Here is a 16,563-nt window from a genome sequence, read left to right as displayed (position 1 = left end):
AAGCAATATTATTGTGAAATTAAATATCACTCAAGGGTGGGGAGTGCAAGTGACTATTCGAAAGTGGTTAATGGGTGGGATGGTATGTATACTTCTTGGATTTCTTGTAGCGTGTAGTAAGGATGGCGGAAAGACAGGAGAACAAGTAGATGGCGGGGAGAAGTCTAAAGATCCAGAAAAAGTGACGCTAAAGTTTGCTTATGGCTGGGGGGAAGATGCCTTTAACCTACACTATAAAGAGCCGGTGGAGGAAGCCTTGCCGAATATTAAGTTAGAATGGGTCGATGTGAATGTGGGTCTTGCGGATGACGTAGAGGAGTTCATAGTCAAAGACCATATACCTGATCTATGGGTTGGTTCTGGTGCAGCACAGTTGAGGATTTTGCAAAAGTACGAATTGGATTACGCTCTAGATGAACTTTTTGAGAAAAATCATTACGATTGGGGGCGATTGAATCCAAATATCGAACAATTTATCCGAAATACCGTACAGGACAAACAGATGTATATGATCCCACTCTATCAAGGGGCGGACAGTTTATATTATAACAAAGATATCTTTGATTTGTTTGGAGTAGATTATCCTACGGATCATATGACTTGGGACGATGTAAGGGAACTTGCTGCCAAGGTTACCGGGGAAAAGAATGGCACGATGTACCGCGGTTTTGATATTAACTCACCTCAAATGATGTTGGATCAACGTCAAGTGACACATGTTGATCCCAAAACACATGAAGTATTATATTTGGAAGAACCAATATATAGTGAGTATTTGAATTACCTAGAACGTTTATGGTCCATTCCGGGAATATTACCTGATGAGGATCCAGGGGATTACTTGTACAAATGGGGAGCGAATTTTTTCAGCGATCAAGATGTGGCCATGACAATTGCCTGGGACCGTTTTCCAAACGCTCAAACATATGAAGAACAAGGCCTGCGTTGGGATATGGTCACCATGCCAGTCTGGGACGATCAGCCAAACACGATTACACCTCCTGATGGCTATTTCGTTTTCCCTTCTCGAACAAGTGAGCATCTAGATGAAATCTATCAAGTGCTAGAGTATTTTTTATCTGATGATTATCAAGAATGGTCATCCCGGAATTTAGGGCGAACCACAGTGTTGAACGATCCTAAGATACAAGAAACGCTCGCTTCCGAGATAGAAGGGTTGGAAGATAAAAACTTGGAATCAATCTTTATCATGGAGCGGAATCCGGGTCTTCCAGCAGAGAAAATAAGTCCGTATGCAAATTTAGACTATAATGCATTATATCGTGGGGTGCAAGAATTTGCCTCACTGGAAACAGATGTGAATACATTTTTGCGCCGAATGTATGACGAGACAACTGAGAATATCCGCAAGGCGATGGAAGCTGAGTAGTAGATGAACTGATATTATTTGAAAAACCACAACAATCGGAACTATTTGAGAACCCATCTATAAGTATCAAGTAAAAATTCTCCCGATATGGGGTTGGATGCCTATCGGGGGGTGTTTCATTGAAATGATGAAGTCTATTTAACAACCAAATGACGAGGGGGAGAAGAATTGAAAATTGGTGTTGAAGTGCTTCTAACAGATGAACGAAGGCGATTACAAGGAAAAAGGATTGGCTTGGTTACAAATATGACCGGTGTAGATCATAAGCTTGTCTCAACTATTGATTTGCTTTACGAAGATGAGGAACTGGAATTATCGGCCTTGTTTGCACCAGAGCACGGCATACGAGGTGATGAAGAGGCAGGAAAACATATTGATACATTTACAGATGAGCGAACGAGTCTCCCTGTATATAGCTTGTATGGAAAGTCGAAAAAACCTGCGCCTGAAGTGCTTAAGGAAATCGATGTAATGCTTCTAGATCTACAAGATGTGGGCTCACGTTATTATACGTATATTTATACGATGGCCCATGTTATGCAAGCATGTGGTGAACAAGGAGTGCCGATGCTTATTCTTGATCGGCCCAATCCGATTGGCGGACAACAGGTTGAGGGGAACTATCTCGAGACAAAAACCGCATCTTCCTTTTTGAATCAATTCCCCATTCCTAATCGGCACGGAATGACGATTGGAGAACTCGCCTTACTCTTCGTACATAAATATGGACTAAAATGCGATACTGACGTGATCCCTATGGATGGGTGGAAGCGGCACATGTATTTTGACGATACCGGCCGCATTTGGGTTCCGCCCTCTCCAAATACAACAGGTTTGCATATGTGCCTATTATATCCAGGTACATGCCTGATCGAAGGATTGAACGTTTCAGAAGGAAGAGGAACCGCTTTTCCATTCGAGTATGTTGGCGCACCATTTTTAGATGGTTATCGGTTGGCCCAAGCCTTTAATTCGCGTAAATTACCTGGAGTGATCGCTCGTCCCGCCTCCTTCATACCTTCCCAGCAAAAACACGCAGGGAAATTATGTTCTGGAGTGCAATTGCATGTAATAGATCGGCACACATTTGAAGCCCTCCATGCTGGTCTCGTATTGATGGAAGCAATTATGGAGACAGCACTAGATGATGTACATTTTTTAAAAAACGGCGTCGGAACATATTCGATCGATCATTTAGCTAGAACAAATGAAGTACGCAACCATGTATTAACTGGTACAGTGGATACGTTTTGGCAAAAGTGTGTAGCAGAGGCAGAATCTTTCCAGAAAATAAGCTCTCGTTACTATTTATATTCCTAAACATTGCGATTCGCTGTTACCTCTTTAGACCTTCGACGCCATTTCAGGCACGGCCAAGCGATTCGCTGTTACCTCTTTAGACTTTTGGCGACATTCCGGGCACAGCCAACTGATTCGCTGTTACCTCTTTGGACCTTTGACGACATTCCGGGCACAGCCAACTGATTCGCTGTTACCTCTTTGGACTTTTGACGACATTTCGGGCACAACCAAGCGATTCGCTGTTACCTCTTTAGACTTTTAGCGACATTCCGGGCACGGCCAACCGTTCCGCTGTTACCTCTTTGGACTTTTGGCGACATTCCGGGCACAGCCAACTGATTCGCTGTTACCTCTTTGGACTTTTGGCGACATTCCGGGCACAGCCAACTGATGCGCTGTTACCTCTTTGGACTTTTGGCGACATTCCGGGCACGGCCAACCGATTCGTGTTACCTCTTTAGACTTTTAGCGACATTCCGGGCACGGCCAACCGATTCGCTGTTACCTCTTTGGACTTTTGACGACATTTCAGGCACGGCCAAGCGATTCGCTGTTACCTCTTTGGACTTTTGACGACATTTCGGGCACGGCCAACCGTCCGCTGTTACCTCTTTGGACTTTTGGCGACATTTCAGGCACGGCCAAGCGATTCGCTGTTACCTCTTTAGACCTTCGACGCCATTTCAGGCACGGCCAAGCGATTCGCTGTTACCTCTTTAGACTTTTGGCGACATTCCGGGCACAGCCAACTGATTCGCTGTTACCTCTTTGGACTTTTGACGACATTTCGGGCACAACCAAGCGATTCGCTGTTACCTCTTTAGACTTTTAGCGCCATTTCGGGCACGGCCAACCGATTCGCTATGACCGCACAGGAGTTTTTCCGCGTTTAAAATCATGATCAACGGCTCGTAGTGACGATTTCGGACTTTCCCCTCTATTCCCGGTACGATTAAAAGCGATTCTGTCCCCATGTAATCGATCCAAGAATGACCGGCTCCGAGGCACCGGTCGCTTTTGGAACATTGGCAGGCCGATGGTTTAATGTCTCATTCCCTAAAATGGCAAAGGACACTGCCTCCTTGGCTTCTGATGAAAAACCGAGATCCTCTTGAGTCTTAACAGCGATAGTCGGTAATAAGCTTTGAATATACTGAAGCAGAGTCTTATTCATACTTCCCCCGCCTGCGATGATCATTTCCTCAATGGCAAATCTTGGGAAAATAAAATGATGGTAAGCATCTGCAATGGAAGCCGCAGTAAAATAAGTCGCGGTGACAATCATATCCTCTGCCGGCAAATGATGTGCATCTTGCATAACTTTCATCGCAAATTGACGGCCAAATTGTTCCCGTCCCGTTGATTTAGGTGGTTCCTTGCGAAAATAATCCATTTTCATCCAAGACTCAATCAGGGAATAGTCTACTTGGCCGGATGCTGCCCATTTGCCCCCGTCATCGAATGGTTTTCCTTTTAACAAACGGCATAGTTCATCGATCACCATATTACCGGGACCCGTGTCAAAGGCGATGACATCATCCAAAGTCGCCTGTTTTGGAATCGCTGTTAGATTGCCAATTCCGCCAATATTTTGTAGGGCCACTCCCTTATGATCATTCCGATAAAGGACATAATCTGCATAGGGAACGAGCGGAGCTCCTTCTCCACCAGCAGCCATATCCATAGATCGGAAATTAGAAATAACTGTCGTACCTGTTTCATAAGCAATAATGGCAGGCTCTCCAATCTGCAATGTAGATCGCTCATAAGCCCCATCTTTGTGAGGAAGATGATAGACAGTCTGACCATGGGAAGCAACAAAGTCTATTTCTGTTAATGGAACATCCGCCTGTTTACATACTTCCTTTACCGCTTCAGCCATTACATAGCCTAGCTTAAAATTCAAATGACAAACGAGTGCCACATTAGAACGTTCAGGATCCAGGCATTGGAAAATTTCCTGCCTTACTTCCTCTGCAAAAGGCATGGTTAAAAATCCGAGCAATTCAACTTTTGAATCGATTCCACATCCCTTGATTTGGACAAGTGCTGCATCGATTCCATCAACCGAAGTGCCTGACATTAAACCTACGCCTAAACGAGTCATCCCCTCATCTCCTCTCAAATCCATACCTAGAAGCCACTGACAAAGCCCCCATAGCAGCGGGTTCCTCATTCCTTATCCACTCTATATCCCCTACCAATGATGAAAGTGCTGCCTTAAATTCGGTTTGTACATAGGGATTTTTTTCCAATAATGAACCTTTACAAGCTATTTTTAATGGGCGGCCTAACGCCAATCGTTGATGCAAATAGGCTGTTTGCTCTGCCAATTGCCGGCCGGCTTGATAAAAATATTGTTTAGCCTCCTTGTCTCCGTTCATCGCTTCATTAAAAATCGCCAAGGACAAAGCGGCGATTTCTCCTTTTGCAGCCTGATAAATAAACGCTTTCATTCCTTCTGCCTTTTGCACACCCAGCTTTTGCAATAACGCCTGTGATAATGGTGAATGCGATAATCCTTGATCTGCCTCTAGCGTTATCTTGCGTAAGGCCTGAATCACAACATCATAAGCGCTCCCAGCATCACCGAGAAGATGTCCCCAGCCACCGGAATACCCTTCCTTCTCTCCATTCCGCCCATAAGAGATCGATCCTGTACCTGCAATCGTTAAGATGCCATCCTCCTCCCCTAACATGGCATGATAGGCCAAAACAGCATCGTTGACGAGAATCACCGGTAATGAAGTTCTTTGTTTAAAAAATGTTTCAAGATTAGCTCGATGATGTTTCGCTTCAATTCCCGCAATACCTGCCACAATCTGCTTACATTTTGGCCCAAATTCACTTTGCAGACAGGACGACACTGCTTCCCATACATGATTGGAGGCTTGATCATAATCAACCTGTGGGTTACCAAAACCTGTTTCCACGGTAAAAATAATGTTTTTTTGCTTATCCAAAATCATCGCGCTTGTTTTCGTCCCACCCGCATCAATGCCAATGATATAAGCCATAAACATTCCCCTTCAAAAATCAAATTAGAATTTCACCAATTCATCAACCAAATTAAAACAATATTCCATTTCCATTTTAATATGATTATCTTTTTATATCAACCCTATTGATACGCAATTCAATAACCAATAGTATTTCTTCACAAGAAAAAAGGTATCTAAAAAAATGTCCAATAATATTCGTTTGCGCAAAAAAGGAGCCTCCTTTAGGTCGGCTCCTTATGATTCCTCTTCCACCTCATCCAATTTCTTATTCCATTCCCTTAATTCTTGTTCTATTCCAGCGAGTTGTTTCTCTAATGGATGCAAATTTCCTTTGACATATTCAAGTTTTTCCAAGTCATGCTGCAAACGAACATAATCTGCTTTTAAATCTTCAATTTTATATTGAATGTCTTTTTTATTCATGTTATCATCCTTCTTTATTTTTCACTTAAAATCTATCCAATTACGTATTAGTTTCGTACAGGAGAAGCTTCTCCCACATACACATCCCGCCCTGCTCCAAGTCCTGACAAAATGGTTCCAACGGCAACGATTAAAAGGAAGAATAATGGCAAGGTCCATGATTGGGTATAATCAAATAATACACCAATTAAAATAGGACTAATCGCAGCCAATAAATATCCGACCGATTGGGCCATCCCTGACAATTGAGCCGCCTGTGTAGAATCCGCAGAGCGCAGGCTAAATAAAGTGAGGGCTAGACTGATGCAAGCGCCTTGCGCCACCCCTAAGAGTAAGACACAAACGGAAAGAAAAAAAGTGTTTCCGCCAATTAATAGCCCGACTAAGCTGGCAATATAAAAAATTCCCACAACCATGACAATCGGTCGCTGATTTTTCATTTTTCCAGCTAATACGGGAGTGAGGAAATTGGCTGGTAAACTAGAAAACTGCATAAAGCTTAACATCCAACCGGAAGCCGCTATACTGAATCCCTTATCAATAACAATTTCCGGAAGCCAAGTAATTGGTCCATAAAAAAGAATGGATTGTAGGCCTAGAAAAAAGGTGACTTGCCAGGCCACTGGAGAGCGAAACATCCTAGTAATCGATAGACCTGCCGGTTGCAATTCAGGATTTTTGCTGCTTTTTAATACTTGTGGAAACCAAAGAATCGCTCCGACGAGGGCAATTGTCCCCCATACGAGTAGTGTCTTATGCCAACCAAGCCCAAGACCTTTAGCTAATGGGATACTTAGTCCAGATGCCGTGGCCGCACATAATCCCATCGAAGTGGAATAAATACTCGTCATAATTCCCACCTTAAAAGGATACCGTTGTTTAACAATCGCTGGCAGCAGGACATTACAAATGGCTATTCCGATTCCAATCAAGGCTGTTCCTATGAACAGAAGGCTTAAATGACCAGATGAGCGAATCAGGGTCCCCGCTAATAAAACAAGTAGACTAATAAAAATAGTGACTTCATTTCCCCATTTTTTGCCTATGATTGGAGCGATGATAGAAAAAAGAGCAAAAGCCAGCAATGGTAAAGTCGTAATCATCCCCGCTACACCATTGGAAATGCCAAAATCTGCGCGAATGGTGCCAATCAATGGGCCCACAGACGTAATGGCAGGGCGTAAATTAAAAGCAATAAAAATAATACCAAGAATCAGAAGTAAACTTTGAAAGGAGGATGCCCGGCTTAAGTGTTTATCATTCATATATAAAACCCTTTCCTTGTAAGAAAAAACCCATTCTTATACGATAACATAAAGCAGCTGGATTTTTAATAAAAATGTGAATGAGGTGGAAACATTTGAAAGCGATTCTTATCGACAAAGCTACCGAAACATTATCGATTGGCGAGGCTGAAAAACCAACAATTAAGACAAATGAGTTACTTGTGAAAGTGAAAGCGACCGCCTTGAACAGGGCGGACTTAATGCAAAAACGCGGACTGTATCCCCCGCCAGCAGGAGCTTCTCCTATTTTAGGTTTAGAAATGAGCGGGGTCATTGAGAAGGTTGGGGATGAAGTATCCGGCTGGAAAAAGGGTGACCGCGTTTGTGCCCTTCTTCCGGGGGGAGGGTATGCAGAATATGTTTCCATCCCCGCAAGTATGGGTATTCGTATTCCAGAATCGCTCTCTTTTGAACAAGCAGCCGCCATTCCTGAAGTGTTTTTGACTGCCTATTTAAATATGTTTTGGCTTGGAGGATTAAAAAAGGGACAAACCATTCTTATCCATGCAGGGGCAAGTGGTGTGGGAACAGCCGCAATCCAACTCGCCAGGGAAATAGGCGCCAAAATACTTGTAACCGCTGGAACACTTGAAAAGAGAGAGCTTTGCCTTTCCTTAGGCGCCGATCATGCGATTGATTACAAGCAAGGGCCGTTTTCTTCTGAGGTAAAAGCAGTCACCTCTAATCAAGGAGTCGATCTCATCCTCGATTTCATTGGTGCTAGCTATTGGGAAGAAAATATCCGTTCCTTAACGACAGATGGAAAATTAATCTTAATTGGAACAATGGGTGGTGCGAAAGTAAAAGAAGTAGATCTTAGTAAACTGCTCTTCAAAAGAATTCAAGTGATTGGTACAGCCCTACGTTCTCAGACATCAGAAAAGAAAAGCCAATTAACAAAAGACTTTTCCGATTTTGCACTAGAAAAATTTGCCTCTGGCCAATTAAAACCAATCCTTGATTCCATATGGGATTGGAAAGACGCCAATAAGGCGCATGAATATATGGAACAAAACCAAAATGCCGGAAAGATTGTCTTACGAGTTAATCCTTAATGAAGGGGCTGTCCGAAAAGGGGCATATTATTGAAATTTGGATTTCAAAAATGTGAATATATCCATATTCTTGAGCTTGAAAAGGGGCATCCAATAGCCAAAAAATGACTTATTGGACAGTCCCTTTTATCCAAGGGATTATTTTTCTATAAGAAATTGATCGACAATCCTACCATCCCGTGCTTTTGCCAGTATGTGAATACCTTCCTTATTTATCAATACTCTCGTGTAAACCTGTGTTTTTTCATCAAAGAATGCATCCATATAAGGCTGCAGGGTTGCCCCATAAAACTTTTGCCCTGTGGAACCAGCGATCATATAAGTTGTTCCTGTTTGATCGACTACCCCATTCTTCAACGGAAACGTTCGTACATAAGAATGATCATGACCGGAAATCGCTAAATCTATTCCTAAATCATCAAATACTGGTGTCCATACCTCTTTCACCCTTTCACTGCCAGAAGTGGGATTAGAATGATAGGGTGAGCGATGGTAAATGACAATCATCCATTTCTTTTTCACTTTCGCCACATCGGTTTTCAACCATTCTGCTTGTTCCATTAATCCAGCTTTGGTTGTTTCTGTATTTAATACGGCAAAATGGGCATCTCCATAATCAAAGGAGTAAACAGTTCCCTTAAAGTTTTCCGGCCCAAAGGTAAGAAAGCATAAAAATTGGCTAATGTTTGGATCTAGCTCCAGCGCCTAGCCCCGAGAGGCTCGCAGGATGCGAGTCCATCGGCGTTGCCACAGGACGTGGCGACCTTAGCCGATGTTCCACTAAATAACCTGAGACAATAAAAGTCAAAACCGGACTTTTCTTGTCTCAGAACATTTGCTTGTCGGGGCTGACCAAGGCGCTTGCGCTTTTCTTATTCTCAAACAAATCTTAATCCCATGTTTCAAATGACGTCCAACAGCTAAAGATAATAAGAGCTGTGAACTAGAGGATGATTTTGTGATGAATATAGTTTTGTCTTTACTAAAGCGTTTTTTTCTCGAGCGATTTCATGATCAATCTGCGTTAATGGCGTATTATTTTATGTTGGCTATTTTCCCATTCTTAGTTTTTTCCTTTGCGATTATCAGCTTTTTCCCCGTCCATTCGGAGGATGTGCTAACCGTGTTGGAGCCTTATATTCCGAAAGGAAGCTTCACCCTTATAAAGGATAATATTATGGGGATTATTGGGAGGAGGCAGACAAAACTTGCCTCATTTAGCCTGCTCGCAGCTTTTTGGATTGCCTCCATGGCTGTCCAGGCGCTTGTCAGATCCATGAATGATGCCTATCGTGTCGTTCGTCAAGAAACTTTTTTCCTTGCTTTAGGAAAAGATCTCATTTTAACAGCTGGTTTAATGATTACCTTAACTTTTTCGCTGTTGATCCCCATTGGGGAGGAAATTAGTCGAGTTTTCCTTATTGCACATGTTCATTTCCCTCCATCATTTTATCATTGGTGGGCTGTGATAAAATGGGGAACGGGTTCCATCTATTTATTTTTCTTTTTTCTCCTCTTATACAAGATCGTACCTAGCTCTAAAGTGACGTTTCGTCATGCCTTACCAGGAGCCGTATTTTCTACGATTGGCTGGCAAACTGTCACCATTGGTTTTTCGTCTTATGTCACTTATTTTGCTAGTTACACACGGCTTTATGGGTACATGGCCAATATCATTGTACTCATGATTTGGTTTTATTTTACCGCCGCTGTACTACTGATTGGAGGATTATTGAACGCTTCTTGGATTGATAAAAAGGAATGAAGAACTTTTAAAATATGCCTACTGCTGAAAAAAAATCCCGGATGTCTCGACTTTGAGATATCCGGGATTTTATTATATTTCTAAGCTTTGTTTCGGTTGATTATAGACATTCTCATCAAGTTCTCCCGTCACTTTACTGGTTAGCACCCCTGCTGTCATACTTCCACTAACGTTTAAGGCTGTTCTTCCCATATCAATTAATGGTTCAACAGAAATTAATAGACCGACGATTCCTATTGGTAAGTCTAGCGCAGATAGGACAAGTAAAGCCGCAAAAGTAGCCCCTCCTCCGACACCTGCCACCCCAAATGAACTAATCGCCACAATTAAAATTAAGGTACCAAGAAAGACAGGATCAAGCGGATTCACCCCTGCGGTTGGGGCAACCATGATCGCTAACATAGCTGGATAAATACCTGCACAGCCATTTTGCCCGATGGACAGTCCGAATGATCCAGCAAAATTGGCAATCCCTTCAGACACACCTAGCTCCTGATGCTGTGTTTTAATATTAAGCGGCAATGTGCCAGCACTGGAACGTGAAGTAAACGCAAATGTCAGGGCAGGCATTGTTTTTTTAATATAAGTTAGTGGATTTCTTCCGGCTAATAAGAGTAAAAGTAAATGTATGACAAACATAATAATCAGTGCTACATAAGAGGCAATCACAAACTTTCCTAGCTTGATAATCGCCGAATAATCACTTGTTGCGGTCACTTTTGCCATTAAAGCTAAAACACCATAGGGGGTTAAACGGAGGATTAAAGTAACAACCCTCATCACGATCGTATAAATGGTTTCAATAATCTTCGCGAAAAAATCAGCATGTTCTGGTTCTTTTCTTTTTACACCTAAATAAGCGATTCCAATGATAGCAGCAAAAATGACCACCGCGATCGTAGAGGTTGGTCGCGCTCCTGTTAGCTCCATAAAGGGATTTTGAGGGAATAAGCTAATAATTTGTTGGGGAATTGTCATGTTTTCCACATCCCCGACGGTTTGCTCTAACTCCGTATTTCTAGCTGACTCCGCTTCCCCAGCTTCAAGCTCGATTCCCTCCAAATCAAAACCTAATGCTGTTGCGATCCCAACCGCTGCCGCTATCGCAGTTGTCCCTATTAAGATTCCGATCACTAATGCACTAATTTTTCCCAGATTACTTGTTAATTTTAACTTCGTAAAGGCGGATACAATCGAAATAAACACAAGAGGCATGACAATCATTTTTAGAAAAGATATATAACCACTGCCCACAATATTAAACCACTCAATCGAATGCGTTGTCACGTTTGATTCTGTCCCATAAATAAGGTGTATATAAAGTCCAAGAACAATCCCTAAGCCGAGCGCAGCAAAGACACGCTTTGAAAAAGAGAGATGCTTTTTCTGCATATAAAATAAAAGACCTATGAACAAAAGGAACAGTATGATATTGACAATTATCCACAAGGTATCCATGAAAGCGACTCCTTCCTTAATCTATTATGAATCCTCCCTAGTATATTCCCACATTATTGGATTCATAACCGAGATTGTTGATTAAAATAAGTAAGATTTCCTTCAGATGCGTGCAATATGGCGGGTACTCCCATTGGTAAAGTTAGTGTCGGTTCACAATGACCTGCTTTCACATTAAAAATAGTCGGTTTTCCAAACGGTGCAATAATTCTATGAAATAGATCTTGTACTTGAAAACTATGAGGATTATGTTTAGATTGGCAATGTGTCCAGCTTCCCAACACAATCCCCTCTGCATCATGAAACTTTCCAGCTAGCGCCAGTTGAGTCAGCATGCGATCAATTCGATAAGGCTCTTCTCCAACCTCTTCCAGAAATAAGATCTTCCCTTTTGTGTCTATTTCAAAAGGTGTACCCAGTAAACTGGTGATCAGCGCCAAATTCCCTCCAGTTAAAATCCCCTCCGCCTTCCCAGGTACAAGACATTCTATCTTTTCTCCAGGCGGGTTTTCAATCTGCCCGATAGGATCCGAGTTCGTTAAAACTTTTAGTAAAGATTGAATTGTGAACTCAGACGCGGCAGGCAAATCCGATGCGGGCATAGGACCGTGAATCGTCGCTAAACGGCTTTTTTGCTGCAAGGCAATATGCAAGGCTGTGATATCACTATAGCCAATCAACATCTTCGGATTGTGTTTGATCAGATCGAAATCCAGAAAAGGAAGAATTTGCATGGACCCATAGCCGCCACGCAAGCAAAATATAGCCGCTATCGTCGGATCGGCAAACATCTGATTCAGTTCATTCGCACGCATTTCAGGCGGGCCTGCTAAATAGCCTCCTTCATTTTGATAACAAGTCCTGCCTACTTTCAATTGAAAACCGAGCTTTTTTATAGCGGAAGTCCCCTGATGCAGCTTTTCCTCGCTGGCTGGACCAGCCGGCGCTGTGATCCCAATCCTGTCTCCTTTTCTCAGTAAATTTCCTTGTCTTATGTTCATCGCCATCTCCCCCTGAAATTAGACTTCGCCAAACAGTCTCATAATCCTTCTACCACATTTTATTCTCATTTCAGTGATCTTGGGTTAATCCCTGATTATGCATCATGGTTGCTATTTGGGCGAAGTTCAGCACTAATTGGGCGAAACTCAGCACTAATTGGTTCAATGATGAGATTAATCGGGCGAAACTTGAGGTTAATTGGTCCGAACTCGTAGTGAATTGGTCAGAGTATTTAAAAATAACATTTCGGAGTTCCTAATTTGTTGCCTTTTTCGTTGCCTTTTTGCACTAATTTTCTCTAAAATTATAATTTGCTTTTTAGGGCTTTGATGGAAAGTTTGTGCGTGGTTGCTCTCCCTTTCCCGATGACTTCGAGATTCAGTGAGCAGAGCAACGCTTTAGTGACAGATTGAGACGGTATCCGCAAAAATTGACGGCACTTCGCATTCGTGATCTCTTCTCCTATCAAATAAAAATAATCAAGTAATGCACGAATCGGGGCGGTGTTATCAATTTTTTTGCACCTCTGGCATATCCATACTCTTTCCTTCACAACAGTAAAACTTTTGCAGGTCTCACAATAGATCCCCGTTAAAAGCTCATTTTGATCTACCTTATATTTTTTCAAGACGTCGGGATTTTCTGGTGTATGAAGCTTTACAAACAAACGTGATAATTGGAGCATTTCTTTCCTAGTGAAGATTTTTCTCGAATGCTGCCGATGAAAATTTCCGACTCTTTGCCTGATAGCATCCGGTCGGATAACTTGCTTTGCGACAGCGGGATAGGCAGAATTAGATAAAATAATCGATGATTGATGGGTAAATACTACAAACGCAGCGGTTGGTGGGATCGGAAACGAAGAGCGACGAAGTAATCCAATTAAATGAAAAAGCTGATTTTCGACCTGCTGAATTGGATTGGAAAACGATTCTATCTCGTCATTCAACTCTCTTGTCATCTGATTTTCTTCGATAAAAATACGACCTTTATGATTTTTAGAATCTAAAATAATGATGGTTTCAGGAGCTAAAAGCAGAAAGTCCATTTGAAAAAAGGAATCGTCTGGAAGGGGTAAACGTAGACTTTGAAAAATAAAAAGCTCTTCATGAGGAATATGTGAGATGTAATAATCAAGTGATTTCTCTCCATATAAACCAGAAATACATCGGGCCAATCGGGATTCCACTTTATACCAACTCGGATGACTTTTTGGTATTCGTCTCAACAAGGCCTCAAGTTTCTCCTGTTCAATTGAATTTTCTCTTCTCTTTTTGATTTTACTCAAATCATCACCTTCTTTATATAATAATCGAAAGCTAAAAGCGCCATGTCCTATGGCAACGCCTTCGTGACCTACATCCTGTAGGCCACATAATTAACTTCGTCAAAAAGTGAAGAAATCCTTTAAATTTTTAATGAATAGCTTCCAAAATTATGGAGAAGGAGCAGCAACCTCCCATTCTGTTGCGGTTGCTTTAAATACGGGTACAATCTGCCCGCAAATCGCTCCTAGAACCTATATCACATAAAAATTGCCCATTGAGATGTCAATAGGCGGACGATGAGACTTATTGGGCGTAACTCGGTGCTTATTGGTCGAATCTCGATGTTAATTGGGCGAAACTTGAGGTTAATTGGGCGGAGCCCGCTGTTAATCGGGCGAAACTTGGGGTTAATTGGGCGGAGCCTGCAGTTAATCGGGCGAAACCTCAGACTAATTGGTCGGAGCCTGCAGTTAATCGGGCGAAACCTCAGACTAATTGGGCGGAGCCTGCAGTTAATCGGGCGAAACCTCAAACTAATTGGTCCGATCCCGCAGTTAATTGATCGATGCTCTCCTTTCTATGAATCAAAAGTTGTTTTTCGATAATATCAGATAGGAATGATGACAATTCCCCTTCACTTTCGTTAAAATAGAGTAAGGATCAAAGGCTAAATTCGCGAGAACAATCGCCACGCCTTTGTGACCTGCATCCTGCAGGACTAAGGAAGGACTTTTTTAATCTGGGGGAGTGTAGGGATGCCATTAGATGAATCCACACAGTATATGAAAAGGATCAAAATTCTCAAAGAATATATTCCATCCCATTCTGAATATCCATTTTATTTGCCTGTTGTTCAAGCACTTGATGAGCTTTCTTTACATCCGCAAGTCACCTATTTGATCGGTGAAAATGGGATGGGTAAATCAACTTTATTGGAGGCCATCGCCATTGCGTACGGCTTTAATCCTGAAGGGGGGAGCTTCAACTTTAACTTTTCTACCTATGATTCACATTCCCCATTAGAACAGTATTTACGTTTAATCAAGGGGGTCCAGAAACCAAGGGATGGATTTTTCCTAAGGGCCGAAACCTATTATAATGTAGCCTCCAATATTGAAGAGTTGGATAGCGAACCACTTGGAGGGGGGGAAGATCATTGATCAATTTGGCGGAGTTTCCCTGCACGAACAATCACATGGCGAATCCTTTTTTGCTACATTCCTTAATCGCTTTAAAGGAATGGGACTATATCTATTAGATGAACCTGAGGCACCCCTGTCCCCTCTAAGGCAATTATCCATGTTATCCCGAATCCATGAGCTTGTGATGCAGGATTCCCAATTGATTATTGCTACCCATTCCCCCTTACTTATGGCTTATCCTCATTCCATCATCTATGAATTTTCTGAGGATGGTATAAAAGAAAAGGCCTTAGAAGAAACAAATCACTATCTGCTTTTCAAGCAATTTTTTGAGGATAAAGAGAGACTTTTACATCATTTGTTTAATAGTGAATAAAACGGTGCCTAGCACTACCCGAATTTTGTCGAAAGAAGGTTTCGAAACATGATCATTGGTTTAACGATTGTCTTATTACTCGTTTTGTTTTTACCGTTTACAATCAAAGCTGTTGAAGAGAATTTGGAGTCCTTTTTATTTTTAATGGGACTAGCTGCCGCTATAATCAGTAAAGTTTTAGACGGACCTCTATTTTTCAAAGCTCTTCAAGATCCGATCCATATTTCACTTGCTGTTTTAATTGCTGGTTTATTGTTCCGTTGGCTGCAAACGCCTATAGAAAAAGGGATTATGGGCTTAAATAATGCGATCCCAAGTCGACTATTTTTAGCATTAATTGTGATTATTCTGGGATTGGTATCAAGTATCATCACAGCCATTATTGCCGCAATTGTCCTTGTCGTGATTGTCAGTGTGCTTCAGCTTGACCGTCAATCGGAAATCCGTCTTGTTGTACTTGCCTGCTTTTCTATCGGACTGGGGGCCGCTTTAACGCCACTAGGAGAACCTTTATCCACCATCGCAACGAGTAAGCTTAATGAAGATTTCTTTTATTTGCTGCGTTTGATTGGAACAGAGGTGATCCCGGCAGTAATGATATTTGGTGTCCTTGCTGCTATTTTGGTTAAGCCGAAAAAGGACAAGTATGGGCTTATTTCTTCACTAAAGGCGGAAAGCTATGGGGAAATTATTATTCGTGCCGTTAAAATTTATCTTTTTGTCATGGGGCTTACTCTACTTGGCGCTGGCTTCGAACCTTTCATTGAGAAATATTTACTCGGTCTTAGTCCTTTACTTCTCTATTGGATTAATATGATCTCGGCTGTCTTAGATAATGCAACATTAGCTGCTGCAGAAATCAGCCCGCTTATGGATTCACCTACTATTAAAGCTATTTTGCTTGGCCTTCTGATCAGTGGCGGCATGCTGATTCCTGGAAATATACCAAACATCATTTCTGCCGGAAAGCTTAATATCACCAGTCGCGAATGGGCACGTTTTGGGGTTCCCGTCGGCCTTGCCTCCATGTGCGTCTATTTTATTGTCATTTTAATTTTTGGTTAAAGATGAAGAGGTGATTCCAAGTAGAGACC

The 16,563-nt window shown here is 42.1% G+C and carries 13 protein-coding genes and 1 pseudogene; 6 read left to right on the top strand and 8 right to left on the bottom strand.

The features are described from left to right. Positions 1-49: 49 nt before the first annotated feature. Positions 50-1,390, top strand: a complete 1,341-nt coding sequence (locus MUB24_RS11615) for an ABC transporter substrate-binding protein (protein ID WP_244704180.1) — start codon at positions 50-52, stop codon at positions 1,388-1,390. Positions 1,391-1,558: 168 nt separating this feature from the next. Beyond that, positions 1,559-2,710 carry an exo-beta-N-acetylmuramidase NamZ family protein gene (locus MUB24_RS11610; RefSeq protein ID WP_244704178.1) on the top strand — a complete coding sequence of 384 codons (1,152 nt, stop codon included), beginning with the start codon at positions 1,559-1,561 and terminating at the stop codon, positions 2,708-2,710. Positions 2,711-3,644: 934 nt separating this feature from the next. On the opposite strand, the gene anmK is transcribed toward MUB24_RS11610, so the two are convergent. From anmK to MUB24_RS11590, 4 genes are all read right to left on the bottom strand, one after another. After that, positions 3,645-4,799 (bottom strand): anhydro-N-acetylmuramic acid kinase AnmK, encoded by a 1,155-nt coding sequence (anmK, locus tag MUB24_RS11605; protein WP_244704176.1) that lies wholly within the window; start codon positions 4,797-4,799, stop codon positions 3,645-3,647. 4 nt (positions 4,800-4,803) lie between these two features. Then, positions 4,804-5,709 carry a BadF/BadG/BcrA/BcrD ATPase family protein gene (locus tag MUB24_RS11600; protein WP_244704174.1) on the bottom strand — a complete coding sequence of 302 codons (906 nt, stop codon included), beginning with the start codon at positions 5,707-5,709 and terminating at the stop codon, positions 4,804-4,806. A gap of 219 nt (positions 5,710-5,928) precedes the next feature. Further along, the gene (locus MUB24_RS11595; RefSeq protein WP_244704172.1) at positions 5,929-6,117 is read right to left on the bottom strand and encodes an SE1832 family protein; all 189 of its coding nucleotides are present in this window, start codon (positions 6,115-6,117) and stop codon (positions 5,929-5,931) included. Positions 6,118-6,164: 47 nt separating this feature from the next. Next, positions 6,165-7,382, bottom strand: a complete 1,218-nt coding sequence (locus MUB24_RS11590; RefSeq protein ID WP_244704170.1) for a CynX/NimT family MFS transporter — start codon at positions 7,380-7,382, stop codon at positions 6,165-6,167. A 95-nt stretch (positions 7,383-7,477) separates the two neighbouring features. On the opposite strand from MUB24_RS11590, the gene MUB24_RS11585 reads away from it, so the two are divergent. After that, complete coding sequence (locus MUB24_RS11585) at positions 7,478-8,458, top strand: NAD(P)H-quinone oxidoreductase (RefSeq protein ID WP_244704168.1); 981 nt, start codon at positions 7,478-7,480, stop codon at positions 8,456-8,458. A gap of 138 nt (positions 8,459-8,596) precedes the next feature. On the opposite strand, the gene MUB24_RS11580 is transcribed toward MUB24_RS11585, so the two are convergent. Further along, positions 8,597-9,142: a metallophosphoesterase gene (locus MUB24_RS11580; protein WP_244704297.1), complete on the bottom strand. Its 546-nt coding sequence runs from the start codon at positions 9,140-9,142 to the stop codon at positions 8,597-8,599. Positions 9,143-9,419: 277 nt separating this feature from the next. On the opposite strand from MUB24_RS11580, the gene MUB24_RS11575 reads away from it, so the two are divergent. Then, positions 9,420-10,223, top strand: a complete 804-nt coding sequence (locus MUB24_RS11575; protein ID WP_244704166.1) for a YihY/virulence factor BrkB family protein — start codon at positions 9,420-9,422, stop codon at positions 10,221-10,223. Between the two features lie 72 nt (positions 10,224-10,295). Here MUB24_RS11575 and MUB24_RS11570 read toward each other — a convergent pair whose 3' ends face one another. From MUB24_RS11570 to MUB24_RS11560, 3 genes are all read right to left on the bottom strand, one after another. Continuing rightward, complete coding sequence (locus tag MUB24_RS11570) at positions 10,296-11,681, bottom strand: L-cystine transporter (RefSeq protein ID WP_244704164.1); 1,386 nt, start codon at positions 11,679-11,681, stop codon at positions 10,296-10,298. Positions 11,682-11,743: 62 nt separating this feature from the next. Continuing rightward, entirely contained in the window at positions 11,744-12,676 is a 933-nt protein-coding gene (locus MUB24_RS11565; protein WP_396426744.1) for a S66 peptidase family protein, read from the bottom strand. A 311-nt stretch (positions 12,677-12,987) separates the two neighbouring features. Then, positions 12,988-13,971 carry an NERD domain-containing protein gene (locus MUB24_RS11560; protein ID WP_244704160.1) on the bottom strand — a complete coding sequence of 328 codons (984 nt, stop codon included), beginning with the start codon at positions 13,969-13,971 and terminating at the stop codon, positions 12,988-12,990. A gap of 735 nt (positions 13,972-14,706) precedes the next feature. On the opposite strand from MUB24_RS11560, the pseudogene MUB24_RS11555 reads away from it, so the two are divergent. Beyond that, a pseudogene (locus MUB24_RS11555) lies at positions 14,707-15,469 on the top strand (AAA family ATPase). Positions 15,470-15,517: 48 nt separating this feature from the next. Beyond that, positions 15,518-16,534 (top strand): DUF1646 family protein, encoded by a 1,017-nt coding sequence (locus MUB24_RS11550; protein ID WP_244704158.1) that lies wholly within the window; start codon positions 15,518-15,520, stop codon positions 16,532-16,534. Positions 16,535-16,563 lie beyond the last annotated feature (29 nt).

This window comes from Lederbergia sp. NSJ-179 (genome assembly GCF_022867885.1).
GTDB lineage: Bacteria > Bacillota > Bacilli > Bacillales > Bacillaceae_C > Lederbergia.
This window is presented reverse-complemented; position numbering and strand designations above follow the sequence as displayed.

Excerpts from the sequence above, each read along its gene's own strand:
- anmK (WP_244704176.1), bottom strand. The coding sequence starts at position 4,799 with ATGACTCGTTTAGGCGTAGGTTTAATGTCAGGCACTTCGGTTGATGGA.
- MUB24_RS11600 (WP_244704174.1), bottom strand. The coding sequence starts at position 5,709 with ATGGCTTATATCATTGGCATTGATGCGGGTGGGACGAAAACAAGCGCG.
- MUB24_RS11595 (WP_244704172.1), bottom strand. The coding sequence starts at position 6,117 with ATGAATAAAAAAGACATTCAATATAAAATTGAAGATTTAAAAGCAGAT.
- MUB24_RS11590 (WP_244704170.1), bottom strand. The coding sequence starts at position 7,382 with ATGAATGATAAACACTTAAGCCGGGCATCCTCCTTTCAAAGTTTACTT.
- MUB24_RS11575 (WP_244704166.1), top strand. The coding sequence starts at position 9,420 with ATGAATATAGTTTTGTCTTTACTAAAGCGTTTTTTTCTCGAGCGATTT.
- MUB24_RS11570 (WP_244704164.1), bottom strand. The coding sequence starts at position 11,681 with ATGGATACCTTGTGGATAATTGTCAATATCATACTGTTCCTTTTGTTC.
- MUB24_RS11550 (WP_244704158.1), top strand. The coding sequence starts at position 15,518 with ATGATCATTGGTTTAACGATTGTCTTATTACTCGTTTTGTTTTTACCG.